This window comes from Promicromonospora kroppenstedtii (assembly GCF_044389675.1).
Classification (GTDB): domain Bacteria; phylum Actinomycetota; class Actinomycetes; order Actinomycetales; family Cellulomonadaceae; genus Promicromonospora; species Promicromonospora kroppenstedtii.
The window spans coordinates 153,679-179,137 of record NZ_JBIRYI010000012.1 but is presented as its reverse complement, the minus strand read 5'-3'; the positions used below and the strand labels follow the sequence as shown (position 1 = coordinate 179,137).

General features: G+C 72.6%; 24 protein-coding genes. 6 read left to right on the top strand and 18 right to left on the bottom strand.

The genetic code is table 11. The features are described 5' to 3' along the window. Window positions 1–65: 65 nt before the first annotated feature. The 13 genes from ACH47X_RS19625 to ACH47X_RS19565 form a co-directional block, all read right to left on the bottom strand. Window positions 66–974, bottom strand: coding sequence for a ferredoxin reductase (locus tag ACH47X_RS19625; RefSeq protein WP_397406206.1), 909 nt, complete (start codon window positions 972–974; stop codon window positions 66–68). Then, window positions 967–1,629 carry a sulfite oxidase-like oxidoreductase gene (locus ACH47X_RS19620; RefSeq protein WP_397406205.1) on the bottom strand — a complete coding sequence of 221 codons (663 nt, stop codon included), beginning with the start codon at window positions 1,627–1,629 and terminating at the stop codon, window positions 967–969. Before ACH47X_RS19620 ends, ACH47X_RS19625 begins: the two co-directional genes overlap by 8 nt. Window positions 1,630–1,726: 97 nt before the next feature. Beyond that, entirely contained in the window at window positions 1,727–2,197 is a 471-nt protein-coding gene (gene pcaC / locus ACH47X_RS19615; RefSeq protein ID WP_397406204.1) for a 4-carboxymuconolactone decarboxylase, read from the bottom strand. Window positions 2,198–2,559: 362 nt separating this feature from the next. Then, window positions 2,560–3,441 (bottom strand): alpha/beta fold hydrolase, encoded by an 882-nt coding sequence (locus ACH47X_RS19610; RefSeq protein WP_397406202.1) that lies wholly within the window; start codon window positions 3,439–3,441, stop codon window positions 2,560–2,562. Window positions 3,442–3,641: 200 nt separating this feature from the next. Next, window positions 3,642–5,084, bottom strand: coding sequence for a lyase family protein (locus tag ACH47X_RS19605; protein WP_397406201.1), 1,443 nt, complete (start codon window positions 5,082–5,084; stop codon window positions 3,642–3,644). Further along, window positions 5,077–5,886 (bottom strand): protocatechuate 3,4-dioxygenase subunit alpha, encoded by an 810-nt coding sequence (gene pcaG, locus ACH47X_RS19600; RefSeq protein WP_397406199.1) that lies wholly within the window; start codon window positions 5,884–5,886, stop codon window positions 5,077–5,079. Before pcaG ends, ACH47X_RS19605 begins: the two co-directional genes overlap by 8 nt. Further along, window positions 5,883–6,767, bottom strand: coding sequence for a protocatechuate 3,4-dioxygenase subunit beta (pcaH, locus tag ACH47X_RS19595; RefSeq protein WP_397406198.1), 885 nt, complete (start codon window positions 6,765–6,767; stop codon window positions 5,883–5,885). Before pcaH ends, pcaG begins: the two co-directional genes overlap by 4 nt. 145 nt (window positions 6,768–6,912) lie before the next feature. Continuing rightward, window positions 6,913–8,250 (bottom strand): FAD-dependent monooxygenase, encoded by a 1,338-nt coding sequence (locus tag ACH47X_RS19590; protein ID WP_397406197.1) that lies wholly within the window; start codon window positions 8,248–8,250, stop codon window positions 6,913–6,915. 134 nt (window positions 8,251–8,384) lie between these two features. Continuing rightward, window positions 8,385–9,200: an IclR family transcriptional regulator domain-containing protein gene (locus ACH47X_RS19585; protein WP_397406196.1), complete on the bottom strand. Its 816-nt coding sequence runs from the start codon at window positions 9,198–9,200 to the stop codon at window positions 8,385–8,387. Next, a complete protein-coding gene (locus ACH47X_RS19580; protein WP_397406195.1) occupies window positions 9,193–10,140 on the bottom strand; it encodes an ABC transporter ATP-binding protein in 948 nt (315 codons plus the stop codon). Before ACH47X_RS19580 ends, ACH47X_RS19585 begins: the two co-directional genes overlap by 8 nt. A gap of 1 nt (window position 10,141) precedes the next feature. After that, window positions 10,142–11,020, bottom strand: coding sequence for an ABC transporter permease (locus ACH47X_RS19575; RefSeq protein ID WP_397406194.1), 879 nt, complete (start codon window positions 11,018–11,020; stop codon window positions 10,142–10,144). Continuing rightward, window positions 11,017–11,844, bottom strand: a complete 828-nt coding sequence (locus ACH47X_RS19570) for an ABC transporter permease (protein WP_397406193.1) — start codon at window positions 11,842–11,844, stop codon at window positions 11,017–11,019. The genes ACH47X_RS19575 and ACH47X_RS19570 overlap by 4 nt, the downstream gene beginning before the upstream one ends. Beyond that, on the bottom strand, window positions 11,841–12,875 hold the full coding sequence (locus ACH47X_RS19565; RefSeq protein ID WP_397406192.1) for an ABC transporter substrate-binding protein: 1,035 nt from the start codon (window positions 12,873–12,875) through the stop codon (window positions 11,841–11,843). Before ACH47X_RS19565 ends, ACH47X_RS19570 begins: the two co-directional genes overlap by 4 nt. A gap of 306 nt (window positions 12,876–13,181) precedes the next feature. Here ACH47X_RS19565 and ACH47X_RS19560 point away from each other — a divergent pair, with 306 nt between their 5' ends. Continuing rightward, on the top strand, window positions 13,182–14,027 hold the full coding sequence (locus ACH47X_RS19560) for an NPP1 family protein (protein ID WP_397406191.1): 846 nt from the start codon (window positions 13,182–13,184) through the stop codon (window positions 14,025–14,027). A gap of 340 nt (window positions 14,028–14,367) precedes the next feature. Here ACH47X_RS19560 and ACH47X_RS19555 read toward each other — a convergent pair whose 3' ends face one another. Beyond that, complete coding sequence (locus ACH47X_RS19555) at window positions 14,368–15,297, bottom strand: sigma-70 family RNA polymerase sigma factor (RefSeq protein ID WP_397406190.1); 930 nt, start codon at window positions 15,295–15,297, stop codon at window positions 14,368–14,370. A 361-nt stretch (window positions 15,298–15,658) separates the two neighbouring features. Between ACH47X_RS19555 and ACH47X_RS19550 the strand changes: the two genes are divergently transcribed. Both ACH47X_RS19550 and ACH47X_RS19545 read left to right on the top strand, forming a co-directional pair. Beyond that, a complete protein-coding gene (locus ACH47X_RS19550; protein ID WP_397406189.1) occupies window positions 15,659–16,876 on the top strand; it encodes an alpha/beta hydrolase fold domain-containing protein in 1,218 nt (405 codons plus the stop codon). Continuing rightward, the gene (locus ACH47X_RS19545) at window positions 16,873–17,589 is read left to right on the top strand and encodes an alpha/beta fold hydrolase (protein WP_397406188.1); all 717 of its coding nucleotides are present in this window, start codon (window positions 16,873–16,875) and stop codon (window positions 17,587–17,589) included. The genes ACH47X_RS19550 and ACH47X_RS19545 overlap by 4 nt, the downstream gene beginning before the upstream one ends. A gap of 72 nt (window positions 17,590–17,661) precedes the next feature. On the opposite strand, the gene ACH47X_RS19540 is transcribed toward ACH47X_RS19545, so the two are convergent. Then, window positions 17,662–18,489 (bottom strand): helix-turn-helix transcriptional regulator, encoded by an 828-nt coding sequence (locus ACH47X_RS19540; RefSeq protein WP_397406187.1) that lies wholly within the window; start codon window positions 18,487–18,489, stop codon window positions 17,662–17,664. 50 nt (window positions 18,490–18,539) lie between these two features. Beyond that, complete coding sequence (locus ACH47X_RS19535) at window positions 18,540–19,607, bottom strand: SDR family oxidoreductase (protein WP_397406186.1); 1,068 nt, start codon at window positions 19,605–19,607, stop codon at window positions 18,540–18,542. Between the two features lie 223 nt (window positions 19,608–19,830). On the opposite strand from ACH47X_RS19535, the gene ACH47X_RS19530 reads away from it, so the two are divergent. Together ACH47X_RS19530 and ACH47X_RS19525 are read left to right on the top strand one after the other, a co-directional pair. Next, window positions 19,831–21,234 (top strand): NAD(P)/FAD-dependent oxidoreductase, encoded by a 1,404-nt coding sequence (locus tag ACH47X_RS19530; protein WP_397406185.1) that lies wholly within the window; start codon window positions 19,831–19,833, stop codon window positions 21,232–21,234. After that, a complete protein-coding gene (locus ACH47X_RS19525; protein ID WP_397406184.1) occupies window positions 21,224–22,888 on the top strand; it encodes a cytochrome bc complex cytochrome b subunit in 1,665 nt (554 codons plus the stop codon). The genes ACH47X_RS19530 and ACH47X_RS19525 overlap by 11 nt, the downstream gene beginning before the upstream one ends. On the opposite strand, the gene ACH47X_RS19520 is transcribed toward ACH47X_RS19525, so the two are convergent. Together ACH47X_RS19520 and ACH47X_RS19515 are read right to left on the bottom strand one after the other, a co-directional pair. Then, window positions 22,851–23,030, bottom strand: a complete 180-nt coding sequence (locus ACH47X_RS19520; RefSeq protein WP_020015117.1) for a hypothetical protein — start codon at window positions 23,028–23,030, stop codon at window positions 22,851–22,853. The genes ACH47X_RS19525 and ACH47X_RS19520 overlap by 38 nt on opposite strands. A 132-nt stretch (window positions 23,031–23,162) precedes the next feature. After that, window positions 23,163–24,005, bottom strand: coding sequence for a phosphotransferase (locus ACH47X_RS19515; protein WP_397406183.1), 843 nt, complete (start codon window positions 24,003–24,005; stop codon window positions 23,163–23,165). A gap of 279 nt (window positions 24,006–24,284) precedes the next feature. Here ACH47X_RS19515 and ACH47X_RS19510 point away from each other — a divergent pair, with 279 nt between their 5' ends. Then, window positions 24,285–25,379: a type I restriction endonuclease gene (locus ACH47X_RS19510; RefSeq protein WP_397406182.1), complete on the top strand. Its 1,095-nt coding sequence runs from the start codon at window positions 24,285–24,287 to the stop codon at window positions 25,377–25,379. Window positions 25,380–25,459 lie beyond the last annotated feature (80 nt).

Below are 25,459 nucleotides of genomic sequence, written 5' to 3'. Positions count from 1 at the left end.
GGGCGGGCCGCACCGAACCGGGCCGGGCCGGTCCGAACCGCTGGACCGGTCCGGACCGGAGGGGATCAGTCCCCCGACGGCCCGAAGCGTTCCGTCCGGATGTTCGCGGGGTCGTGTCCCTGGGCCACGAGCATGCGCGCTATCGCCTCGACGAAGCCTGTCGGGCCGCAGATGTACACCCGAGGTTCGAGCTCGGGCGGCCAACCCCAGGTCGCCAGCTCGGAGGAGGTGAGCCGACGCGGACCGCGCAGCGCCGTCAGCGAGACCGCCCGCGTGTAGACCGTGCTGACCTCGAAACCGTCGCCCCGCGCGGCGAGCGCGTCCAGCTCGTCGGTGTAGAGGCGGTCCTCCGGCGTACGGACCGAGTAGATCAGCCGGAACGGGGTGCGGTCGCCCGCCGCCCGACGAGCGCGGACCATCGACATCACGGGGACGAGGCCCGAACCGCCTGCCAGGAGCAGGACGGGTGTGCCGGCGTCCCGCACCGGATCCCAGACGAACCATCCGCCGATGGGTCCGCGCACCTCGATCGCGGCCCCGAGCGGGAACTCATCGACGAGATAGGGCGACACCTCGCCGTCGTGCACGCGCTGGACGGTGACCTCCACGCCCCCGCTGCCCGACGGCGTCGGTGCGCTCGCCAGGGAGTAGGACCGTTCGGCGGTGTAGCCGTCCGGTGCGGTGAGCCGCAGGTCGAGGTGCTGCCCGGCCTGGTGTCCGGGCCACTCGGCGATGTCGAGCACCAGCGTCTCGGCGGAACCGCTCTCGGTGCGCCGCTCCAGGAGCGTGGCGACCTGCCAGCCGGAGGGGACGGCGTAGCGCGCACCGAGCCGTGCGCCCGCTGTCCCGGTCTCCCCTGTCCCGATCTCCGCTGTCCCGATCTCCGCTGCGCTGTTTCCCGCTGCGCCGGTCCCTGGTGCCCCGGTCCCTGGTGCCCCAGCTGCCGTTGCTTCGCTTCTTGCGGCCTCAGTCACCCTGGTACCTCTGCTCGCGCCACGGGTCGCCGAGATCGTGGTAGCCGAGCTTCTCCCAGAAGCCGGGCCGGTCGGTCGGCATGAGGGTCAGCGAGCGTACCCACTTGGCCGACTTCCAGAAGTACAGGTGCGGCACGAGCAGCCGGGCGGGGCCGCCGTGCTCGGGGTGCAGGGGCTTGCCGTCGAAGGTGTGCACGATCCAGGCCTTGCCGCCCAGCAGCTCGGCGACGGGAAGGTTGGTCGTGTACCCGCCGTAGGAGCCCACCATCGCGAAGTCGGCCGTGGACTCGATGTCCGCGAGGAGCACGTCGAGAGAGACACCGCGCCACTGCGTGCCGAACTTGGACCAGCGCGTGACGCAGTGGATGTCGACCGTCGGCCGCTCCTGGGGCAGTGCCATCAGGTCCGACCACGTCCAGGTCTTCGTGGCGCCGGACTCCGCGGTGACGGTGAAACTCCAGGTCGAGGCATCCACGTTGGGCGTGGGGCCGGCCGAGAGGACCGGGAATCCCGTCTCCGCGTACTGCCCGGGAGGAAGGGTGACGCCCTCGGGGCGGGCCCGGCCGCGGAAGCCTGGGGTCAGTGTTGCGCCGAGGCCGTGGTCGAGACCGACGGGGTCGGGGCCGCCTGCTGCGGGCGGGGTCGTGCTGGTCATGCCTCAAGGTAGTGCGACGACGGCGCCGCCGTCATCCGCCGGAAGCGCGACCGGGGTGAGAAGAGATGACCGGAGTGAGCAGAGACGGAGCGCTCCGTCAGGCCGGGTCTTCCTCGTTCAGCGCCTCCTGCGCGATCTTGAACGCGCGGTTCGCGCTGGGCACGGAGCAGTAGATCGCGGTCTGGAGGAGCACCTCCTTGATCTCGTCGGCGGTCAGCCCGTTGCGGACCGCGGCACGGACGTGCATCGCGAGCTCGTCCCAGTGTCCGCCGGCGACGAGTGCGGTGAGCGTGATCATGGAGCGGCTGCGCCGGTCCAGGCCTGGCCGGGTCCAGATCTCGCCCCAGGCGTATCGCGTGATGAGGTCCTGGAAGTCGGCGGTGAACGCCGTCGTGCCGGCCATCGCGCGGTCCACGTGCGCGTCCCCGAGCACCTGACGTCGGACGGCGAAGCCGTCGTGCCGCCGGTCTTCGTCGACTCGTTCGGGTCGCAGGTTGAAGCCGGCGAGCGGACCAGGTTCCGCACGACGGCGGGACCGGCTCCCGACGCCGGGTGCCGCACCAGGCATCCCACCGGGCCCACCCGAACCTGCACCGGACCCGCGGCTGGAGGCGGAGGTGCTGGAACTGGAACCAGGGCTGGAACCAGGGCTGGAACCAGGTCGGGAACCAGAACCAGAACCACGGCTAGGGCTAGGGCTAGGGCCAGGGCCAGGGCTTGAGTCCGGCACAGCACCGGAACTGGTCCCGCCCGAACCCGAGCCCCGGCCCGACTCCGACCCCGAGCCCGGTCCCGAGCCCGGTCCCGAGCCCGGTCCCGAGCCCGGCCCCATCTCCGACCCCGAACCCGAGCCCGCGCCCGAACCCGCGCTCGGGCCCGGATCAGCGCCCCTCACCGCACCCGTTTCGTCGGGTGTCCCGCTGCTCCTGGTCACGCCGTCACCTTTCCCGCGACGAGGTCGCGAACCAGTTCCGCTACCGCCTGCGGCCGCTCCGCCGGCGCGAGGTGCGCCGCGCCGTCCAGCACGACGAGCCGGGCTCCCGGGACGGCGTCGGCGATCTCCTCAAGCCTGTCGGGCGGCGTCGCCGGGTCGTCGCTGCCCGCGATCGCGACCACCGGGACGCCGACCGCGCCGAGCCGGCCGCGCAGGTCGTGGCCCGACACCGCACGGCAGGCCGCGGCGTAGCCCGACGGGTCGGCGGTCTGCAGGCTGCCGAGCAGGCGGAGGCCCACCTGCGGTTCGCGGTCGAGGAAGCCCGGCCCGAACCAGCGGCGGGCCGCCGCCTCGACCTGCGTCGGGGTGCCCGCCCGCTGCACCAGGTCGGCGCGCTCGTGCCAGCCCGCCGCCTCGCCGAACCAAGTCGCGGTGCAGATCAGCGCGGCGCCTGACACTCGATCGGGGGCGTCGAGCAGGAGTCGCTGCCCCACCGCGCCGCCCACCGAGACGCCCGCGTACCAGAACGGCGCCCCGACGTCGCCACGTCGTACCTGCGCGTGCTCCACCACGCCGAGGACGGCGTCCGCGAGGTCGCCGACGGTCAGCCCCTCCAGCTCGTCCGCCGTGGGCGACGGCGAAGTCCCGTGCCCCGGCAGGTCCCAGCCGATCACGTCGACGTCGGGGGCGGGCCCTTCCGCCCAGCCAGCCGCCCTGCCATCTGATCCGCCATCTGCACTACCGCCGGCGATCAGCGGGACGGCGTCCGCCCACAGCGCGGACACCGAGGTGCCCAGCGACGGCCCCAGCACCAGCAACGGGCGCGAGGCGTCGCGCAGGACGAACTCGACGGCACCCAGCCTGGGTCGTGCGGTCATGTGTCCTCCGAGCTCGTCCGACTGATGCATCATGCTCTGTCTCCCCCCGCCCCGGGTCGGCTACTCCTGCTCCGCCCAGACCCTCGTCCGCCCGCCTCGATCCACCCGACGCTGTCCCACGACTGCGTCCCACCGACTCCGTCCGACCGGCACCGTCCGACCGGTTCCGTGCAGCCGCCCCAGTCGTTCTCGACCCGCGGTCATGCTCGCCCCACGGCCGGTCCGCTCCGGGCAGGTCCGGTCTGTGCGGCGAACTGCTCCAGCACCCGGTCGACGACGGCGGCGGCTGGCGCGACGTCGGGCCCCGAGCCGGCGTCGGGCAGCCCGTCGTGGAGATTCCGGGCCACGGCGTCGGCATCGACCTCGAGACCGTCCAGCAGCTCGGTCGCCACGTGGGCCGACGCGACCGCGTGCCGCGCCAGCTGCTGCAGAGCCGGCCACTCGGCGTGCCAGGCGCCGTCGGACCGCTCGTCCACGGCGAGGCCCGCGGCCGCGAGCACCTGCGCTGCCAGATGAGGCGCCGCGATCGCAGAGCGTCGCACCAGCACGGACAGCACGGGGTTGTGCTTGTGCGCCATCGCCGACGATGTCCCGCGGCCCGGTCCGCTCGGCTCACGCAGCTCGCCGACACCGGGGCGCACAGCCTGCAGGACGTCGTTCGCGACCTTGCCGAGCGCGGCGCACGTCTCCGCCAGCGCCGAACCGAGGCGGACGACGGGGGTCCGCGTGGCGTGCCACGGTCCGGGTCCGACCGGCAGACCGAGCTCCGCGCCCCACGCCTCGATGAGCGCGAGCTCCCCGCCGGCACCGCCCGCGAGCGCCGCCACCCCCGACAGCTCGCCCGCCGCGCCACCGTAGGCCAGGGGCAGCGCATCAGCGACGGAGGACAGGAAGCCCCGAGCCGCCAGGATGCCCTGGAGCCAGCCGGCGAACCGCGCGCCCAGTGTGGTCGGCACGGCGGCCTGCGCGAGGGTGCGGGCGAGCGCGGGCCGTCCGCGATGCTCGGCGGCGAGGCGTGCCGCGGCAACGGCGGCCTGGTCAAGATCCTCCACGACGGCGTGGGCGGCGTCGCGCAGCAGGAGGACGAGGGCCGTGTCGAGCACGTCCTGGGACGTGAGCCCCGCGTGCACGACGGGTGCGATTTGCGGTCCCACCGCCGCGCGCAGTGCGCCGACCAGCGGGATCACGGGATTGCCACCGGCTCCGCTCTCGCGGGCGAGTCGCGACGCGAGGGCGAGCGCCTCGCCGTCGGGCCCGGCCAGGCGTTCGACGGCGCTGTCGACCACGGCGGCGATGTCGGCGGTGTCGTGGGCGTGTGCGTCGGGGATCTCGACGATGTCCTCGGGATACGTCTCCGTGAGGTCGACGGCTCCGGAGCCGTCGATCGCCTCGTCGTCGCCCGTGGGAAGTACGCCCGTGGGGCCCGCAGCCGCGGAGCCGGGTGCCGCTCGTCCGACGTGGGCGGCGCCGATGCTCGACGCCGCTCGTTGGATGTCCGCCGCTACCCCGCGCCGGACGAGGACGTGCACCCACGCCGCTTCGACGCGGAGCATTGCCCGCAGGAGCGCGACGTCGTCGGTCACGGCGGCCGGGGACCCCGGCGCGAGGTCGGCGCCGGGTGTCAGGAGGCCGACGTCAGGCATCGATACCGTCCTGAGGCGGGACGGGCCCGTTCGGGTACGACCCGTGGTCGTTCGCGGCGGGCCGGTCCGGGCCTTCCACGGACCCGGTCCCGTTGGTCGCGTTCGCCGCCGCCGCACCGGCACCGGCACCGGCCCCAGCACCAGCACCAGCACCAGCACCAGCAGGGACAGTGCGAGGCGGGTCGTACGTGAGGAACACGGTCTCCTCCTCCCCGTGAGGTCCGCCCTGGAGGCGGATGTCGAACCGCAACGAGCCGTCGGTCTCGCGCGCTGTGACCAGGGTGGCGCGCCGTTCGGGTTCGAGCGAGGCGAGGAACGGCTCGGCGCACAGCCGGGCTCCGGCGTTCTCCGGCCCGGCGGCGTCGGCGCCCAGCCTGGCGCCGTCGTGCTCCGGGAGGTAGGCGCGGGTGAACAGCCTGTCCTGCAGGCCCCGGGCGAAGACGGTCACCGCGAAGAACGGCAAGCGGCCCGGGTCGGTCGCGCCCGGCTCCAGGGTGCGGAACCAGTAGCAGCCCTCGCGGTCGGTCTCGGCCCGCCCCCAGCCCGTGAACGTCCCGTCGCGCAGGAGGGAGCCGCTCCGGGCGACGACGGCGCCCGCCGGGTCCGCCTGCCAGATCTCGATGAGTGCGTCGGGGACGGGCGCGCCCGCGCCGTCGTACACGGTGCCGTGCAGGCGCACGGCGCCGTGGGTGCCCGGTTCGACCAGCTCGTTGCCGCGTGCGTAGGGCAGCGCGTAGCTGAAGAAGGGGCCGACGGTCTGGGCGGGCGTCGGCGGGATCGGCTCGCGGGTCGGGTCGCTCATCGACTCCTCCTCGGTCCTTCTCCGTCGCGGTCGTCCTCCGGCTCGGTCCAGGTGCGGCGCGATCCCGACAGGACGATGTCCCAGCGGTACCCCGTCGCCCACTCGTGCTGCGACAGGTCGTGGTCGTAGGTCGCGACCAGCAGCTCGCGCGCCCGGGGGTCCTGGATGGACTGGTAGATCGGATCGAGCGCGAACAGCGGGTCACCCGGGAAGTACATCTGGGTGACGACGCGCTGCGTGAGCTCGGTCCCGAACAGGGAGAAGTGGATGTGCGCCGGGCGCCAGGCGTTGAAGTGGTTCTTCCACGGGTACGGGCCGGGCTTGATGGTCTGGAACTGGTACCAGCCGTCGTCGTCGGTCAGCATGCGCCCGACGCCGGTGAAGTTCGGGTCGACCGGCGCAGGGTGCTGGTCGCGCTTGTGGACGTACCGGCCGGCGGCGTTGGCCTGCCAGACCTCGACGAGCTGACGGCGCACCGGCCGGCCCTCGCCGTCGACCACGCGGCCGCGGACGACGATGCGCTCACCGATCGGCTCCCCGCCGTGCTGCACCGTGAGGTCGGACTCCAGGGCGCCGATGTCGCGCTCACCGAAGACCGGTGCGAACAGCTCGATCGTCTCGGGGTCGGCGTGGTGCAGGTCCTTGGTCGGGTGCCGCAGGATCGAGCTGCGGTACGGCGGCCAGTCGCGTCGCGGACCGTGCTCGCGGGGCGCGCCGTGCGCCAGGCCCTCCGCGTAGGCGCGGTGAGCGGCCTCGATCTCGGCGCTGAGCTCCGCCTGCGTGTCGGCGGCTGCGTCTGGCGCGGTGGTCGGCGGCGTGGCCGACGGAACCGCGGAGGTCAGCGGTTCGGCCGGGTTCAGCGGTTCGGCCGGGTTCTTCATCGTCGTCTCCCTGTCGAGGTCGTCGTGTGCCTTGTCGTGCGGGACGCCGTGCGAGACCTCCTGCGCGACGCCGTTCCGGTCGCCGTCCCTCTCGTCCGGGAGTGGTCCTGCAACCCTTCCCGCAGGCCGTCGCGCGCGGAGCCGGTCACAGTGCCGCCTCCCCGAGCACCGGGCCCCAGCCGGTGTAGCCCTCGGCGAGGAATCTTCGCCCCGACTCCGAGGCGACGAGCATGCGGAGCTCGGCCAGGCGCCGTCGGGCCGCGAACTCGGTCTCGCCGGGGTGGGAGTGCAGCATGCCGCTCATCCACGCGGAGAAGTGCTGGGCCCGCCAGACGCGCTCGGCGACGCGACGGCCGTACTCGTCGAGCACCGTGTCGTCGCGGCGCCCCGCCCGGCCCCCGCCGGCGAGCCAGGTCTGCAGCACGTCGTGCAGCACCACGACGTCCGCGAGCGCCAGGTTCAGGCCCTTGGCTCCCGTGGGCGGCACGGTGTGGGCGGCGTCGCCCGCGAGCAGCATGCGGCCGTGCCGCACGGGTTCGACGACGGACGAGCGGAACCGCAGCACGGACCGTTCCTCGACGGGGCCCTCGACGAGCCGGAACCCGTCGGGCCCGGCGACGCGGCGTTGCAGCTCGGCCCAGATCTGGTCGTCGGTCCAGCGGGTCGGGTCCTCGTCGGGGTCGCACTGGAAGTAGAGGCGCTGGTGGGTCTCGGTGCGCTGGCTGATCAGCGCGAACCCGTGCTCGGACGTCGTGTACACGAGCTCGGGAGCGCTACGCGGCGTCTCGACGATCACGCCGAACCACGCGTACGGGTACTCGTGGACGAACGTGCGCCGCTGGGACTCGGGCAGGGTGTGCCGCAGGGTCGAGTGCGAGCCGTCCGCACCGACCAGGACGTCGCAGCGCAGCTCGTGGGCGCGGCCCTGCCGGTCGGTCCAGAGCACGCCGGGCCGGTCGCCGCCGCCGTCGAGCACATGTGTGACGGTGGCGCCCCAGCGGATCTGGTCGCCGGCCCCGCCGACGTCGCCGGCCACGCCTGCCCCGCCGGAACCCCCCGCGCCGTAGGCGCCGTCGGCCGCGCGCTGGTTCGCGAGGTCGATGAAGACGTCGGTCTGCGGGTAGAGCCACACGCTGCGGCCGGTGAGGCCGGTCAGGTCGATGCGGTGGTCGGCACCGTCGAAGCGCAGCACGATGCCGTCGTGCCGGGCGCCGTCGCGCAGCACCCGGCCCAGACCGGCGTCGACCAGGACCTGCACCGCGCCGGCCTCCAGGATTCCGGCGCGGTGCGTGTGCTCGATCTCCTCGCGTGAGCGTGCCTCCAGCACCACGTGGTCGACGCCGGACCGGTGCAGCAGGTGCGAGAGCAGCAGGCCCGCCGGACCGCCGCCGACGATTCCGACCAGGGTCCGTTCGGGCGCGTGCGGACGGAACGAGGCCGGGGAGCCCGACGTCGACAGTCCCGACATCGGCAGGTCTGGCATCGACAGGTCCGACGTCGGACCTGCCGACGTCGGATCAACCGCTGGTGGTACCGGCAACAGTGCCTCCCTGGATTCAGTCGGTCGATGCGTTCAGACGGTTCGTTCTTCCGGACCCCACAGTGCCCCCGGCCGCCTCAGCGCATCCGCGCCAGGTCTGCCTCGATCGCGGCGGCCGCCTTGAGCAGCGGTGGCAGCAGGTGCCGCAGGATCTCCGGGATCTCGCCGCGTCGTACGGGCGCCGAGACGTTGACCGCGGCGACGACGCGGCCCGTCCCGTCGTGCAGCGGTGCCGCGACGGAGCGCAGCCCGTCCTCCAGCTCCTGGTCGACCAGCGCCCAGCCCTGCTCGCGCACCCGGGCGAGGGCGTCCCGCAACTCGCGGGGGTCGGTGACCGTGCGTGCGGTCACCGGCGCTAGCCGGTCCGCCGGCGCGGCCCGCGCGAGGTAGCCCTCCAGGTCGGCGGGCTCGGCGTGGGCGAGGATCGCCCGGCCCATCGACGTCGCGTACGCGGGGAAGCGTGTGCCGACCCGGATCGTCGCGCTCATGATGCGGCGGGTCGCGACGCGGGCGACGTAGACGATGTCCGCGCCGTCGAGCACCGCCACGGACGACGACTCGCTGACCTGTTCCGACAGCTTCTCGAGGTGCGGGGTCGCGAGGTCCGGCAGCGTCAGGCTCGACAGGTACGCGTACCCGAGCTCGAGCAGCGCCGGCCGCAGCGTGAACTCGCGGCCGTCCGTCGCGACGTACCCGAGCTCGACAAGGGTGTGCAGGAACCGCCGCGCCGACGCCCGGCTGAGCCCGGTCTCCCGGGCGACGTCGCTCAGCGTGAGCGATCGCCGGTCCCCGTCGAACGCCCGGATCACCGCCAGGCCGCGTTCGAGCGACTGCACGAACTCGGACGAGCGGGCGGGGCCGACGTCGTCCGAACCGCTCCCGCCGTCAGACATCAGCCCCACCCACCGTGTGCGTGAGCCGCGCGTCCGCGAGGCTGCGCACCCCCTGCTTCGCCTGCTGCACCAGCTCGTACACGTGCGTGCGCAGCCGGGCGAACTCGGCCGTGCCACGGGTCTCGAGCTGGTCGCGGTCCGGACCGAGGCCGACCGCGACGTCCTCCAGCACGACCGTGGGCCGGGCCGACAGGACGAGGACGCGCTCGCCCAGGTAGATCGCCTCGTCGATGTCGTGGGTGACGAAGACGACGGTGATGCCCAGCCGCTTCCACAGCGCGCGGACCAGGTCCTCCAGGTCGAACCGGGTCTGCGCGTCGACGGCGGCGAACGGCTCGTCCATGAGCAGCACCCGCGGCTCGTAGGCGGCGGCCCGCGCGATCGCGACGCGCTGCTGCATCCCGCCGGACAGCTGCCACGGGTACGCGCCGTCGACGTCGCCCAGGCCGACCGCCGCCAGGGTCTCCCGCACCAGCTCGGCCCGGCGTCGCCTCGTGACGCCCTTCTCCTTCAGCGGCAGCTCGACGTTCTGGGCGACCGTCATCCAGGGGAAGAGCGACCGCCCGTACTCCTGCAGCACCACCGCCATCCCCTCGGGCGGCCCGGTGATCGCGGACTCCCCCAGCACCACCTCGCCCGACGTCGCGGGCAGGAGGCCCGCCATGCAGCGCAGCAGCGTCGTCTTGCCGGCACCTGAGGGTCCGACGACGCAGACCAGCTCACCCGGGCGCACCTCGAACGTGAGGTCGGCGATCGCCTCGACGGGCGCACCAGCTCCGCCGCTGCCGGATCTGCCGCTGCCGGATCTGCCGCTGCCCGGATAGACCTTGCGCAGGCCGCGGACGTCGAGGCGCGCACCGCCCGGGGCTGTGCCAGAACGTGCTGTGGCAGAACGTGCTGTGGCAGAACGTGCTGTGGCAGAACCGTCTGGGCCGGTCATCTCAGGCACCTCCGTGCTGGGACTGCCGGTACCCGAGGTACCAGCTCAGGGTCGCGTTCGTCACGGCCCGGAAGACGAGGGACAGCAGCACGCCGACGACGCCGAGCAGGATGACCCCGCTCCACATCTCCGGGATGGCGAAGCTGCGCTGGAACTGCACGATCGAGAAGCCCAGGCCGTCCTTGGCCGCGAACATCTCGCTGATCACCATCAGGATGATCCCGATCGACAGCGCCTGCCGGGCGCCGGTCACGATCTGCGGGCTCGCCCCGCGCAGCACCAGGTGGCGCACCGTCGCCGCACGGCCCAGCCGGTAGGCGCGGGCGGTGTCGCGCAGCACGGGGTCCAGGCCGCGCACGCCCTCGACCGTGTTGAGCAGGATGGGCCAGAGGCAGCCGGTCGCGATCACCACGATCTTCATCGACGTGCCGATGCCGAGGAACAACATCAGGATCGGCACCATGACGGGCGGCGGGATGGCCCGGAAGAACTCCAGCACCGGCTCGGCGTACGCGCGCAGGGCGCGTGAGGACCCGATCGCCACACCGAGGACGACGCCGACCACCAGCGCGATCCCGTATCCCGCGAGCAGCCGCAGGACCGAGGGGACGACGTCCTGCACGAACCGGCTCTCCGCGAACGGCGACCCGAACCAGGTCTCGCCGAACGTGCCGACGATCGTGCGCAGCGGCGGGTTGAAGTACGACGTGCTGCCGTCGGTCAGCACCCACCAGGCCGTGAGCAGGACGGCGGGCAGGCTGACGACGAGCAGCACGGACCGCAGCACCCGGCCGAGGCCGGCCCAGGCCCCGGTCCGAGCCTCGGCGTGCACCCTGCCGCGCACACCGCTCGTGCCCCTCATGCCACCCGTGCCGCTCATGACACGGCCTCCCCGCGCACCGACGGGTGCCAGAACAGCGTCCGGCGCTCCAGCGCGCGGGCCACGAGGTTGACCGCCACGCCCAGCAGGCCCGCGACCAGCACGTACGCGTACATCGACGCGACCGCGCCAGAGGACTGCGCCACCCCGAGCAGGCGACCGATCCCGGGGGTGCCGATCAGCAGCTCGCCGGTCACGGTCAGGATCAGCGCGACGCTCGCCGCGAGCCGCAGGCCCGTCATCGCGTACGGCAGCGTGGTGGGCCACACGAGGGTGCGGATGCGGGTCAGCGGCGAGAACCGGTAGGAGCGCGCCGTGTCGGAGGCGACCGGGTCGACGTCCTGCACGCCCGACAGCACCTGCACCAGCACCTGCCAGAAGCTCGCGTAGACCACCAGCAGCAGGGTCGATGCCATGCCGGTCCCGTACAGCAGGATCGCGACGGGGATCAGCGCGACCGACGGGACCGGCCGGAGGAACTCGATGGTCGACGCCGTCACAGCGCGCAGCCACGGCACCGACCCGATGACGACGCCGAGCGCCACCCCGGCCACGAGCGCGATCGCCAGCCCCGTGAACCACGTGGTCAGCGTCTGCCCCAGCGCGGTCCAGAGCTCGGCCCGGCCGAGGCGTTCGGCGAGGGCGCCCAGGATCTGCGACGTCGGCGGCAGGTACCGCGCGTCGACGATGCCGAGCCGGGGCACGAGCTCGACGACCAGGAGCAGTGTCGCGACCCCCGCGCCGCCGAGCGCCCAGACACGCACGGCGGCGTGCAGGGCGGCGGGCACGGTGCCGACCCGGCGGGCACCACCAGCACGGCTCACGGCAGGAGCGCGCTCGTGTCGACGGCCTCGTCGAACATGCCCTGCTCGAGGCCGAGGTCGGCGAGCACCTGGAACGACGCCGCGTCCAGCCCGGGTGCGAACCGGGGCATGACCATGGCGTCCTTCACCGCCGGGTCGATCTCGGTGTAGGTGTCCAGGACGGCGCGGGTCTCGTCGGGGTGCTCCTCGGCATAGGCCAGCGACTTCTCCATCGCGGCCGTGAACGCCTCGACCGTGTCCGGGTCGGCGGCGATCTGCTGGTCGGACGTGAAGTACGCGGCGATCAGCAGCTCAGGGTCGGTCTCGGCGAAGTTGGAGGTGACCACGCGGGCGCCGTCCTGCAGCGCCCTGGTCAGGTGCGGCTCGACGATCCAGGCGGCGTCGACCTGGCCCCCGGCGACGGCGGCCGGCATGTCGGGGAAGCCCATCTCGACGAACTCGACGGCGTCCGCGTCGCCGCCGGCGTCGCCCACGACCTTTCGGATCGTGGTGTCGCCGATGTTGTTCAGGGTGTTGACGGCGACGGTCCGGCCCGCGAGGTCGGCGGCGTCCTCGACGTCGGAGTCCTCCGGGACGACGACGGCGCTGAAGTCCTCGCCGGGCACGCCCGTCGTGGAGTTGCCGGGCGCGACCGCCTTGAGCGGCAACCCCTGCGACGACGCGACCAGCAGCGACGTGACGTTGCTGAACCCGAACTGGTAGTCGCCGGCCACCACGGCGGGCACGACGGCGGCCCCGCCCTGGGCGAGCTCCAGCGTGACGTCGAGGCCCTCCTCCTCGAAGAAACCCTCCTGGACACCCAGGTAGACCGGTGCGACGTCGACGATCGGGATGACGCCCACCTTGACGGGCACCAGCCCGCCGTCGACCCTGCCGTCCCCGGAACCGGCGCCCGTACCTGCCTCGGACGGGCCACCGCACGCGGCCAGGAGCAGGGCCGCGGCTGCCGCCACCGCCGCGGCGGGCACGGCGCGAGCGGCGCGAGTCGCCCGAGCGGCGGGCACGGCGCGAGCAGCGGCGGAGGCGGGCAAGACAGGAAGGGTACGTCGCACTGGAGTTCTCCTTTGAACGGGTGCTCGGTGGTACGGGGTGCTCTCGGGGTGCCCGGGTGGAACAGGACGCTCGGGTGGGGTCCTCGCTTGTCTGTCTTCTCGCCGTCGAGTGTTCGCAATACGAACGATTGTGCCCACAAAGAACATAGCGACCCTGGCGGTGTGCGGTCAACGGGATGCGCGGCGGGGTAAGCAATCACCCTCATTGCCCGGCCCACCCTGCGGCAATAGCATCCGTCTGCCCGGCTTTTCACCCGCTCCGCACGGACTCACGAGAGGCCCGCCATGGAACGCACGGACCGCCCGAACTCCCCTGTCCCGGGAGCCGCCCCAACCGTCCCGGGAGCCGCCCCGAAGGCCCTCCCGCGAGTCGCGGCCGCCGCCGTCGGCATCCTCGCGACGGTGCTGGCGCTCGCCGCCCCGGCGGTGGTCGCGCAGGCCGACCCGCCGCCCAACCTCCCGCAGAACGCCACCGGGACCGAGCAGTCCTTCTCCCCCGCCTACGACTACGACGGCGACGGCTGCTACGCGACGTCCGCGATCGGGCCCGACGGGACGCTGGCGACAGGGCTCGCCATCGGCGGCGCCGTCAACGGGAACTGCCGCGACCAGTGGGACCTGGACGCGTCGCAGACCTACTCCCGCGAGAAGTGCAACAACGGCTGGTGCGCCGTGATGTACGCGAGCTACTTCGAGAAGGACCAGACCATGGACGGTCCGGTCGCGGTGGGCAGCCACCGGCACGACTGGGAGCACGTCGTGGTGTGGGTCGACCAGTCGGCCAACCAGGTGGAGCACGTGTCGATCACCGAGCACAGCGGCTCGGCGACCTACCCCCGTTCACAGGTCCGGTTCGAGGGGTCGCACCCGAAGATCGTCTACCACAAGGACGGGCCGAGCACGCACCTGTTCCGGCTCGCCAACGGGAACGACGACCCGCCGGAGAACCACTACGGCACCTGGCGCTACCCACCCCTGGTCGGCTGGGACGGCTGGCCCAGCACGTCGCTGCGGGACCGCCTGATGACCGCCGACTTCGGCGGCGCCACCATCAAGATCGACGACGGCGACTTCACCTACTGGCTGGAGCGGATGAAGCCGGCGGGCATCCCGTTCGACCCGGCGGCCTAGCTGCGGCCTAGCTGCACTGACCCGCGGCGTCGTCGCAGCCGGTGATCTGGTGTGGCGTGTCGTCGGTGACGCCGCCGTTAGCGTCGGCCGACCTCCGAGGTTCTGTTCAAGCCACGAGGTTGCATCGTTTCAAGCTCGCTCCGACGCGCAGAAGTTCGCGGCCTGAACAGAACCTCAGGAGCGAACGACGACGCACGCCACGATCAGCGCATCACGAACCACCCTGCAATGCCCCCATCGGACATTCAGCCACGACGGGAGCACCAGCCCGGAACATCCCGGCAGCCCGGACAGTCGGACGGCGCGTGCCGGCGGGACCAGCGGCCCGCCGGCACGCGCGTCACCCCAGCGCCGTCATGGCGACGTCGGCCCAGAACGGCAGGGCGAAGGCCTGCGCGAGCCGCACGACCGCCCACCGTCCGACGACGGGGGCCGGCGCGGCGCGGGCACGCACGACGGGCGAAGGCACAGCCGGAGTGCGCGCGGTCGGCGTACGCACAGCAGAGGTCGGCACGGGCGGGGTACGCACGGGCGGGGTAAGCAAGGGCGGGTCGAGCACGCCTGACACACTCACAGCCGGGCCGAGCACGCCTGGCGCTCTCACAGCAGGACGCTCGACGACGACGCCCGCCCGGCCGACGACGCCCGCCCGGCCGACGGCGTCCGCCCGGCCGGCGCCGCCCGCCTGGTCGACGACGTCCTGGGCGAACAGCCGCTCCAGGCGCGCGAGCTCGCCGGACCGGGCCGCGGCGACGAACGCCTCCAGGAGCGCCCGCCGCTTGTCGGCGAGCACGGCGCTGCGCCGCCCGGACGCGAGGTGCTTGCGCGCCCGGCTGACGAGCTGCCGCGCGGCGGCCTGCGAGAGCTGGACAATCTCCGCGATGTCGGCGTAGGCGTACTCGAACGCCTCGCGCAGCACGTAGGCGGCGCGCTCGGTGGGCGTGAGCCGTTCGAGCAGCACCAGCACCGCGACGTCGAGGGCCTCAGAACGCTCCGCGCCGAGCGCCGGGTCGTGGCCGGTGTCCGCCGATTCGGGGAGCGACGGGCCCGCGCAGGTCTCGCGCCGGGTGTGGGCGCTGCGCAGCATGTTGATGGCCAGGCGCGTGGTCGTCGTGGTCAGGAACGCGTGCGGGTTCCGGACGACGGACCGGTCCGTGGTGTGCCAGCGGATCCAGGCTTCCTGCAGCACGTCCTCGGCCTCGGCCGTCGACCCGAGCATGCGGTAGACGATCCCGAACAGCTGCGGGCGGACCTCGGTGAACACGGCCACCGCCGCGTCCAGCCCCGCACTCCCCGGGCCTGACCTGTCCGGGCCTGACCTGTCCGAGCCTGCCTCCTCCGGCTCGGCACTTTCCGGCTCGGAACAACCCGGTTCTGGGGCACCTGAAGCGGTCATGCCATCACCTCGGGGACGAGCGGCTGTCACAGCCGGCGCCCCCGACCGGTCGTACGTGTGAGGCCGATAAAAACACGGCCCGGTCCCCCTGTCCTGCGATGGCCGAGCCGCGATCCGGCATGCGACACCCATCGAGATGCATCGACACCATCGAGCCGCGGACGCGGGTGCCACCCACCAGCAGTCGAACCCACGAACGACCGAACTCACGCGCAACCAACGCAAGGAGACAGACATGAGCGAGCACGTCCTCGAGCCGGCGGCCCAGGCGTTCGCCGACGCGACCGCCAAGCCCCCGCTGCTCTACGAGCTGGGTGTCGAGGGAGCCCGCAAGCTCCTCGACGACGTTCAGGCAGCACCGGTCGACAAGCCCGACGTCGACGAGAAGTGGATCATCGTCCCGGCCGACGTCGGCGACGTCCGGGTGCGCATCGTCAAGCCCCTCGGCACGAACCGCGCGTACACCCAGGACAGCCAGAGCAGCCAGAGCAGCCAGCACAGCCAGCCCGGCAGGCACAGCGCGACCAGCAGGCCCGACCTCCTGCCGGACCTCCTGCCGACCGGATCGCCGACCGGATCGCCGGCCGGATCGCCGGCCGGATCGCCGACCGGATCACCGACAGAGCCGCCGAACGAGTCGCCGGACGGTTCGCAGCCCCTGCTGCCGACCATCCTCTACGTGCACGGCGGCGGCTGGATCCTCGGCAACGCGGGCACGCACGACCGCCTCGTGCGCGAGCTGGCCGTGGGCGTCGGCGTGGCCGTGGTGTTCGTGGAGTACACCCGGTCGCCGGAGGCGCAGTACCCCGTGGCGATCGAGCAGGCGTACGCAACCGCGCGGTGGATCACCCGCGAGGGCGCGGCGGAGGGCCTCGACGCCTCCCGGCTCGCCGTCGTCGGTGACTCGGTGGGCGGGAACATGACCGCCGCCCTGGCGATCCTGGCCAAGCAGCGCGGGGACGTGACCTTCGTGCACCAGTCGCTGTACTACCCGGTGACCGACGCCGGGCAGGACACCGGGAGCTACCGCGAGTTCGCCGACGGTCCGCACCTGACGGCCAAGGCCATGGCGTGGTTCTGGGACGCCTACCTGCCGGACCTGGAGCGGCGCGGCGAGATCACCGCGTCCCCGCTGCGGGCCACCGCCGAGGACCTCGCGGGCCTGCCCGAGGCGTTCCTGGTGGTCGACGAGAACGACGTGCTCCGGGACGAGGGCGAGGCGTACGCCCGGCACCTGATCGCCGCCGGCGTCCCGACCACGACGGTCCGTTACAACGGCACGATCCACGACTTCCTGATGCTGAACCCCCTGCGCGGCACCGCGGCCACCACCGCGGCGCTGGAGCAGGCCGTCCACGTGCTGCGCAAGGCCCTGACCAGCGGCACCACCAAGACCAGCAAGCCCAGCAACACCCACAGCCCAGCAGCACCGAGCAAGGGAGAGCAGTCATGACCACACCCACCGTCGTCCTGGTCCACGGGGCGTTCGCCGAGTCCTCGAGCTGGAACGCCGTCGTCGGGCACCTGCAGCAGCAGATGATCCCGGTGGTCGCCGCCGGCAACCCGCTGCGTTCCGTCGCGGGCGACGCCCAGTACGTGCGCGACGTCGTCGCGTCCATCCCCGGGCCGGTCGTCCTGGCCGGGCACTCCTACGGCGGCATGGTCATCACCGAGGCCGCCGCGGCGAACCCGAAGGTCGTGGGACTCGTGTACGTCGCGGCCTTCACGCCGGACACCGGCGAGAACGCGTTCGACCTGTCCGCCAAGTTCCCGGGCAGCACCCTGGGCGCGGCGCTCAAGGCCTACCCGGTCTCCACGGGCGGCAACGAGCTCGCGATCCGCCCGGAGGTGTTCGGCGAGCAGTTCGCCGCCGACGTCGACGCCGACCTCGCCGACCTGATGGCCGCCACCCAGCGGCCGGTGACCGAGGCCGCCCTCACCGACGGCCTGCCCGCGGCCGTGCCGGCGTGGCGCACGCTGCCGTCGTGGGTCGTGTACGGCGAGTCCGACCGCAACATCCCGGCGGAGCTGGTCCGGTTCATGGCCGAGCGTGCCAGCGCCCGCACGGCGACCGAGGTGCCGGGGGCGTCGCACGCGCTCGCCGTCTCGCACCCGGTCACGGTGGCCGAGACCATCATCGCGGCGGTGCGGGCGACGTCGGACTGACGCCCCGCCGACGACACCCGCGGGACGACGCCGGCCGGGAGCCCTCCAGCAGCCCGGCCGGCGTCGGCGTGCTCAGAGCGTGCCCACCACCGACAGGAGCTGGAGCCGTTCGTAGCTCTCCGTCCCCGGGACCGCGGTGAAGACCGTCAGGGCCTGGTTCTGGTCGGGGTCCAGCAGGGTCTGCCCGTGCAGCTCCAGGAGCCCCACCTCGGGGTGGTTCATGCGCTTGGGCTCGCAGTACGGGCCGACGACGGGGTGCTCGTCCCACAGCGCCGCGAACTCCGGGCTGCGGCCGCGGAGGTTCGCCGCGATCTCTCCCGCCGGGGACCTGGGCCCGGTCTGCGCGTGCAGCGCCGCCAGGCGCGCCGTGAGCGTGCGGCTGTGGTGGTCGTGGTCCTCCTCGGGCACCCGGACCCGGGCCCGGGGATCCGTGAACCACCGGTAGGCGCGCACGCGGTCGGGCCCGGTGTACGACGTCTCGTCGCCCAGCAGCGCCGCCGCCAGGCGGGTCTGCCGCAGGGTCTCGCCCAGCACGTTCTCGACCTGGGCGGGCACGTCCGCCAGTCCGTCCAGGATGCGCATCATCCCGGCGTTGATGTGGTCCCCGCGGTGGACCCGGCGGGGCAGCGCGTGCCCCGCCAGCTCCACGAGGCGGTCGCGCTCCTGGAGGGTCAGGTGCAGGCCGTGCGCGATGGCGCCGAGCACCTGCTCCGAGGGCACCGGCCCGCGCTGCTGCTCGATGCGGCTGTAGTAGTCGGCGGAGACGCCGCTCAGCGCCGCCACCTCCTCGCGCCGCAGCCCGCTGGTGCGCCGGCGCGGCCCGCGCGGCAGCCCGACGTCCTCGGGCTGGAGCGCCTCGCGACGGGTCCGGAGGAAGTCGGCCAGCTGCTGGCGGTCCATCGTCGTCTCGCTCTCGTGCTCATGCTGCTCGTGCGCTCGTGGTCCTTCGATCACCCCACCGGGCCGTCCGGGAACCGGACGCCGGTCAGGCCTTCGGAGACGTCCCAGAGCCGGCTCGCGGCGGCCTCGTCGGTCGCCGCACGGTAGACGCGCTGCGGTGCGGAGCTGCCCGTGAAGTGGCCAACGCCGTCCGGCCCGTAGAACGTCCCGCCCTCCGCCGTGACGTCCGTGACCGCCTGCAGGGCGGGCAGGATCCCCATCTCGACCGGCTGCACCATGACGCCCAGGCCGAGCAGGCGGCGCATGACGGCGTCCATCCGCGGGGGCTCGGCGGTGCTCGTCCCCGTGCCAGTGCCCGTGCCAGTGCCCAGAGCCGGGCCCGCCGCGTACAGGCCCGTGTAGGTGGTGCCGGGGTGGGCCGCGTTGCTCACGATGCCCCAGCCGTGGGCCCGGCTGCGCCGGTCCAGCTCGAGCGCGAACATGAGCTGGGCGAGCTTGGAGAAGTTGTAGGCCCGCACCGGCGAGTAGGCGCGCTCGCTGTTCAGGTCGGCCCAGTCGATCGCGCCGAACCGCGCCGCGGCGCTCGACATCGTGGTCACGCGGGCTCCGCCGGGCCGGCCGTCGGATGTGCCCGAGCCGGACGCCCGCAGCAGCGGCAGCAGCCGTCCCACGAGCGCCATATGCCCCAGGTGGTTGGTGCCGAGCTGGAGCTCGAAGCCGTCCGCGGTCGTGTGCCGGGTCGGCGGCGTCATCACCCCGGCGTTGGCGACCAGCAGGTCGATCGGCCGACCGTCGGCCAGCAGGTCGGCCGCGAGCGCCGCGACCGAGTCCAGGGCGGCGAGGTCGAGCGGCCGGGTGCCGACGACGGCGTCCGGCACCGCGGCCCGCAGCCGCGCGACGGCGGCCTCGCCCTTGGCGGGGTTGCGGACGGGCAGCACGAGCTCGGCCCCGGCCCGCGCGAGCCGCTCGGCCAGCGCGAGGCCGATGCCGTCGCTCGCGCCGGTCACCAGGGCGCGGCGTCCGCCAAGGTCGGGTACGACGACGTCGGTGTACCGACGGGCGCGGTGCCTGACGGGGCCGCTGGTCCCGGTCGTCTTCTTCTTTGCTGTCCTGCTCATGGCTGTCCTGCTCATGGCTGTCCTGCTCACGGCTGTCTTCCTCACGGCTGGTCCGACGCCGGCCGGGTGGCCGGTCCCCCTCAGCGTGAGCACGCCCCGGGACCGGATCCAGGTTCGAGTTGTCCGTGCCTACGGGCCCCTGCCTGACCTGCACTGTGACCACCACCACGTCACATCCGGCCGCGCTGTCTTGTCGAACTGGTAAGACCACCAGGAGGGTGTCATGGAGAAGATTCTGATCGTCGGCGGTGGCTACGCGGGCTTCTACACCGCGTGGGGCCTGGAGAAGAAGCTCCGCAGGGGCGAGGCGGAGGTGACCCTCGTCGACCCGCACGGCTACATGACCTACCAGCCGTTCCTGCCCGAGGTCACGGCCGGTTCGATCGAGGCGCGCCACGTCATGGTGTCGCTGCGCCGCCACCTGCACCGCACGACGATCATCGCCGGCCAGACCACCAAGATCGACCACGCGAACCGCACCGCGACCGTCCGCACCAACGACGGCGCCCTGCGGGAGGTCGGCTACGACACGATCGTCGTCACGGCGGGTGCCGTGACCCGTACGTTCCCGGTCCCGGGCATCGAGCAGGAGGCGATCGGCCTCAAGCACGTGGAGGAGGCGGTCGCGATCCGCGACGCCCTGCTGACGGCGTTCGACCGGGCCGCGCTGCTCCCGCCGGGGACCGAGCGCCGTCGGCTGCTGACGGTCACCGTCGTGGGTGGCGGGTTCACCGGGGTCGAGGTGTTCGGCGAGCTGCTGTCGCTGGCCACGGCGCTGCTGAAGTCCTACCCGGAGCTCGGCCGTGACGACCTGGCGTTCCACCTCGTCGACTCGAACAAGCGCATCCTGCCGGAGGTCACGGACGAGCCGGGCCGCTGGGTGGTGCGCCACCTGCAGGAGCGGGGCGGGCGCATCCACCTGGGCACCCAGGTCGTGTCGGCGGCCGAGGGCCGGATCATGCTCTCCACCGGGGAGTCGTACGGCAACGGCCTGCTGATCTGGGCCGCCGGCAACGGGAGCAACCCCGTCGTCGCACGGAACACCGACCTGCCGGTCGACGAGCGCGGCCTGGTCCGCGTCCGCGCCGACCTGCGGGTCGGCACCGACGAGGCGCCCGTCCCGGACGCCTGGGCCGCCGGTGACAACGCCGCCGTCCCCGACCTGGCCTCCCCCGTGCCGGGTGCGCGGACCGTGCCGAACGCTCAGCACGCCGTCCGCCAGGGCAAGCTGCTGGCGGCCAACCTGGTCGCGGACCTGCGGGGCAAGAAGGTCAGGCCGTACCTGCACCACAGCCTCGGCACGGTCGCCACCCTCGGCATCGGGCACGGCATCTTCCAGTACAAGAAGCTGGTCATCAAGGGCTTCCCGGCCTGGATCATGCACCGCGGCTACCACGTGCTGGCCGTGCCGACGTGGGAGCGCAAGGTGCGCGTGCTGCTCGTCTGGGCGTCGGCGGTGTTGTTCGGCCGCGACATCATCCCGCTGTCCACGGTGCAGAAGCCGCGCGCGGCGTTCCTCGCCGGCGGCGACCCGTTCGCGGACGTCGAAGCCGAGGCCGACGCCATCGCCCACGAGGCAGCCGCCGCCGGCCGGCCCGAGCTGAGCGTGGTGCGCGATGCGGGCTGACCTGAGCCGGCGGACCGGCGACCGCCGTCGGGCCACCCCTTCCCGCCGGGCGGCCGCGATCCGCAAGCGGATCGCGGCCCTGGGCGAGCGGCGGGTGCAGCTGCACTGGTCGAACCTGTTCGGCGTCGTGACGTTCACATGCCTGGTCGTGCTGACCGTGACCGGCATCCTGCTGGCGTTCACCTACACGCCGTCGAACGAGCTGGTGACCTACACCGGGCCGTACGGGCCCCTGCAGGGTGCCACCGTGACCGAGGCGTTCGCCTCGACCATGCGCATCTCGTTCGAACAGACCGGCGGCCTGCTGCTGCGGCAGACGCACCACTGGGCGGCGCTGGTGATGCCCGCCTCGATCATCATGCAGCTGCTGATCACGTTCTTCAGCGGCGGGTTCCGCCGTCCGCGGCAGCTGAGCTGGGTGCTGCTGGTGGCGGCGTTCGTGCTGGTGCTCGCCGCCGGCTGGAGCGGGTACGCCCTGCCGGACGACATGCTGTCGGGCACCGGCCTGCGCATCGTCGAGGGCGTGGTGCTGAGCGTCCCGTTCATCGGCACCTGGATCGCCGGCGTGATGTTCGGCGGGCCGTTCCCCGGCCAGATCATCGAGAACCTCTACCCGCTGCACGTTGCGATCGCCCCGGGGCTGCTCGTCGTCGTCCTCGTCGCCCGGGCCGCTCTTGCCCTCCGGGACGGCCAGGCCAAGCAGTTCCGGCCCGAGCCCGTCCCGACCCTCGGCCTGCGCCTCTGGCCCGACGCCGCCTTCCGCGCCTTCGGCATGATGGGCATCACCGGCTCGGTGCTGGTGCTGCTCGGTGCGACGTCCACGATCAGCCCCGTCTGGTCCTACGGGCCGGCGTCGGTCGGCGAGGTCGGCGCGGGGAGCCAGCCCGACTGGTACATGGGGTTCCTCGACGGTGCCCTGCGCCTGGTGCCGGCCGGCTGGGAGACCGTGTGGGGCGGCTGGACGGTGACCTTCGCGACGCTCGTGCCGCTCGCGGTGGTGGCCTTGTGGTTCGGGCTGCTCGTGGTCTACCCGTACGTCGAGGCGTGGGTCACGCAGGACCGTGGCCGGCACGACGTGCTGGACCGGCCCCGCCACTTCCCGGTCCGCACCGGTATCGGCGTCGCGGGGGCGCTCTTCTACGGCATCCTGTGGGGCGCCGCGAGCGCCGACATCGTCTCGACGGAGTTCAATGTGACCTTCGAGTCGGTGATCACGTTCCTGCAGGTGCTGCTGCTGGTCGGGCCGGCGCTGGCGTTCGAGGTCACCCGGCGGGTGTGCATCGGGCTGCAGCGCAAGGACCGCGAGATCGCGCTGCACGGGCACGAGACGGGCCGGATCGTGCGGATGAGCAACGGCGGGTACGCCGAGGTCCACCAGCAGGCCGACCCGGCCGAGCGGGCGCGGCTGGCCGTCGTCCCCGTCGCGGCCGCACCGGGCCGGACGGACGGCGCCGGGCGCCTGCACGGCGCCGAGCGGCTGCGCGGGGCGCTGTCCCGGGCGTTCGGCACGGGGCACGTGGTCCCGGCGGCGACGGCGCGCGCGGAGGCCCGGGCGCTGGTGGGGGCGGGCGGGCCGGGTGGGGCCGGCGGGGCAGTCGAGCACGCCGAGAGAAGGGCTAGCCGCCCAGCGCCGAGAACGCCTCGTAGACCATGAAGGCCGGCCAGAAGAGTCCCTGGACGATGGCCCAGATGAACTCCCAGAAGCCGTCGGCCTGCTGCCAGAAGTAGACCCAGGCCCCGATGACGCCGAGCCCGTAGATGGCGCCGCCGCCGGCTGCCGCACGTGAGTCGCTCATGACGCACCTCCTGTGGCAACGCTACGCGGGCGACGGTTCGGCGTCCCGCTGAACAGGGCGGGGACGCCCGGGGCGGCTCTCACCTTCGAGGCCTAAGTTTCTTCGCTTTGCGCCAACGCAAAGCGAAGAAACTTAGGCCTCGAAAGCGTGCAGCGCGCGCACGAGCCAGTCGAGGAGCCTGGCCCGCTCCTCGGGCACGCCCTCGGACAGCCGGGCTGCGGCGTGCACCACCAGCCAGTGCTCCAGGTCCCGCAGCGGGCGGTCGGCGCCGTCGGCGTAGGCGAGCGCGTAGCCGCGGGTGAGCATCGACCGCCCGGCCGCCACGAACCCGCGCGAGACGAGCCCGCCGGCCGGCAGCGCGTCGGCCCACTGCAGCAGCAGGACCGCCCGCGCGTGGTCGGACTCGGGCACGCCCCGGGCAGCGTTCGGCCAGTCGATGACGCTGACCCGCTCGCCGGAGACCATCACGTTGCCGGGGTGGTAGTCGCCGTGGCACAGGCGGTCCCCCGACGGCAGCCCGTCGAGCAGGCGCAGCGCGAACCCCCGCAGCTCCCGCGACAGGGACGCGTCCCCGAGCCGGGCGGCGAGCACCTGGCGGACGTCGGGCAGGTCCGCCGGCGCCGCGACCTCGTGCACGGCGAGGTGCGTCTCGGCCAGGACGCGGGCGAGCGAACGCACCTGCCACGGCCGGCGCCGCAGCACGTCGAGCATGTCGGCGCCGGCCACGCGCTCCAGTACCAGACCGGGCCGCCCCTCGCGCTCCACCACCTCGACCAGGTCGGGCGCCACGCGGTGCCCGGCGAGCGCGGCCAGGGCCGCAGCCTCGGCCCGGTGCCCGTCGAACCCGTCGCGGTAGAGCTTCACGACGGCGTCCGCGCCCCAGGCGTACACCTCGGCCTCCCGGCCCACGCCGATGCGAGGGCCGAACACGGGACCTTCGGCGGCGCGGCCTCCGCCGGCGGTCGAGTCGATCATCGGGCAAGTGTGCGGGCGGGCGGCGGCGGTCACCACCTCCTTTTCGGGTGGTTCTCGTCGCTCCACCAGATCGAGAAACGAACACGAGCCCGGTCGCAGCGCTCCATCAAATCAGCCCAGGGCCAACTGGCGTATGGGCGGTGAAACACCAGACCAAATCATGAATAGATCACCCGGGTGATCCTTTGTTCTGCAGCCCGCTCTCCGTTTCCTCACTACCTCCTGGCGACTAGCATCTGGCCCTCAGGAGTGACCGGTCATCAGAGCAGAGGCCCGCACATGGACATCGCAGAGCGTATTGCATCACTCGCAACGAAGATTGAGCAGCAGAAGGTCAACATCGCCACGGAGGAGGCGACCAAGAACGCATTTATCATGCCATTCATCGCGCATGTCCTCGGCTATGACGTCTTCAACCCCGACGAGGTGGTACCGGAGTTCACGGCCGACATCGGGACCAAGAAGGGCGAGAAGATCGACTACGCGATCGTCAAGGAGGGCGAGGTCCAGATCCTGATCGAGGCCAAGGCCATCGGCGCGCCCCTCACGCTCAACCATGCCTCCCAGCTCTTCCGCTATTTCGCGGTCGCGAACGCACGGATCGCCATCCTGACGAACGGTCAGCGCTACCACTTCTTCACCGACCTGGACCGGCCCAACCGGATGGACGACACGCCGTTCCTCCAGCTGGACCTGCTGGAGCTCGACGAGTCACTCATCCCCGAGGTCCAAAAGCTGACCAAGGAGACCTTTGACGTCGACTCCGTGGTCAGCGCCGCCGAGGAGCTCAAGTACATCGGAGCGCTCAAGCGAACCCTCGGAGCACAGTTCCGTGACGCGGACGACGAGTGGGTCAAGGGATTGACAGGCCGCGTCTACGAGGGCTCGTTCACGCAGAAGGTTCGCGAGCAGTTCCGCGTCCTCGTCGCAAAGGCGATGCAGCAGTTTCTCGCCGACCAGGTGAACGACAGGATCAAGGCCGCTCTCGGCGGCAAGGTGTACGCGACGGTCGGCAGCACTGACCTCACCGCGGAGGCATCGGTGGAGACCGAGCTCGACGAGTCGAACCCCGGATCAGAACGCGGGCTCGAGACGACCCTCGAGGAGATCGAAGCGTTCCAGATCGTCCGCGCGATCGCATGCAGCGAGGTACCTCCAGCTCGGATTGTTCAGCGCGACACGAAGAGCTACATGGGCGTCCTGCTCGACGACAACAACCGCAAGCCCATCGCGAGGCTCCACTTCAACACCGGACAGAAGTACCTGGGCCTCTTCGATCACGAGAAGGTCGAGACTCGGCATGCGATCGAGTCGCTCGACCAGATCTACGACTACGCAGAACACATTCGCAAAACTGTGCACTTCTACGAATGACTCACCGAGCGCCGCAGGCAGGGCTTGGCAGCCCCCGTCTGCGGCGCTCTTTCGTGCTGGCGACGACGAGCACAGCAGGT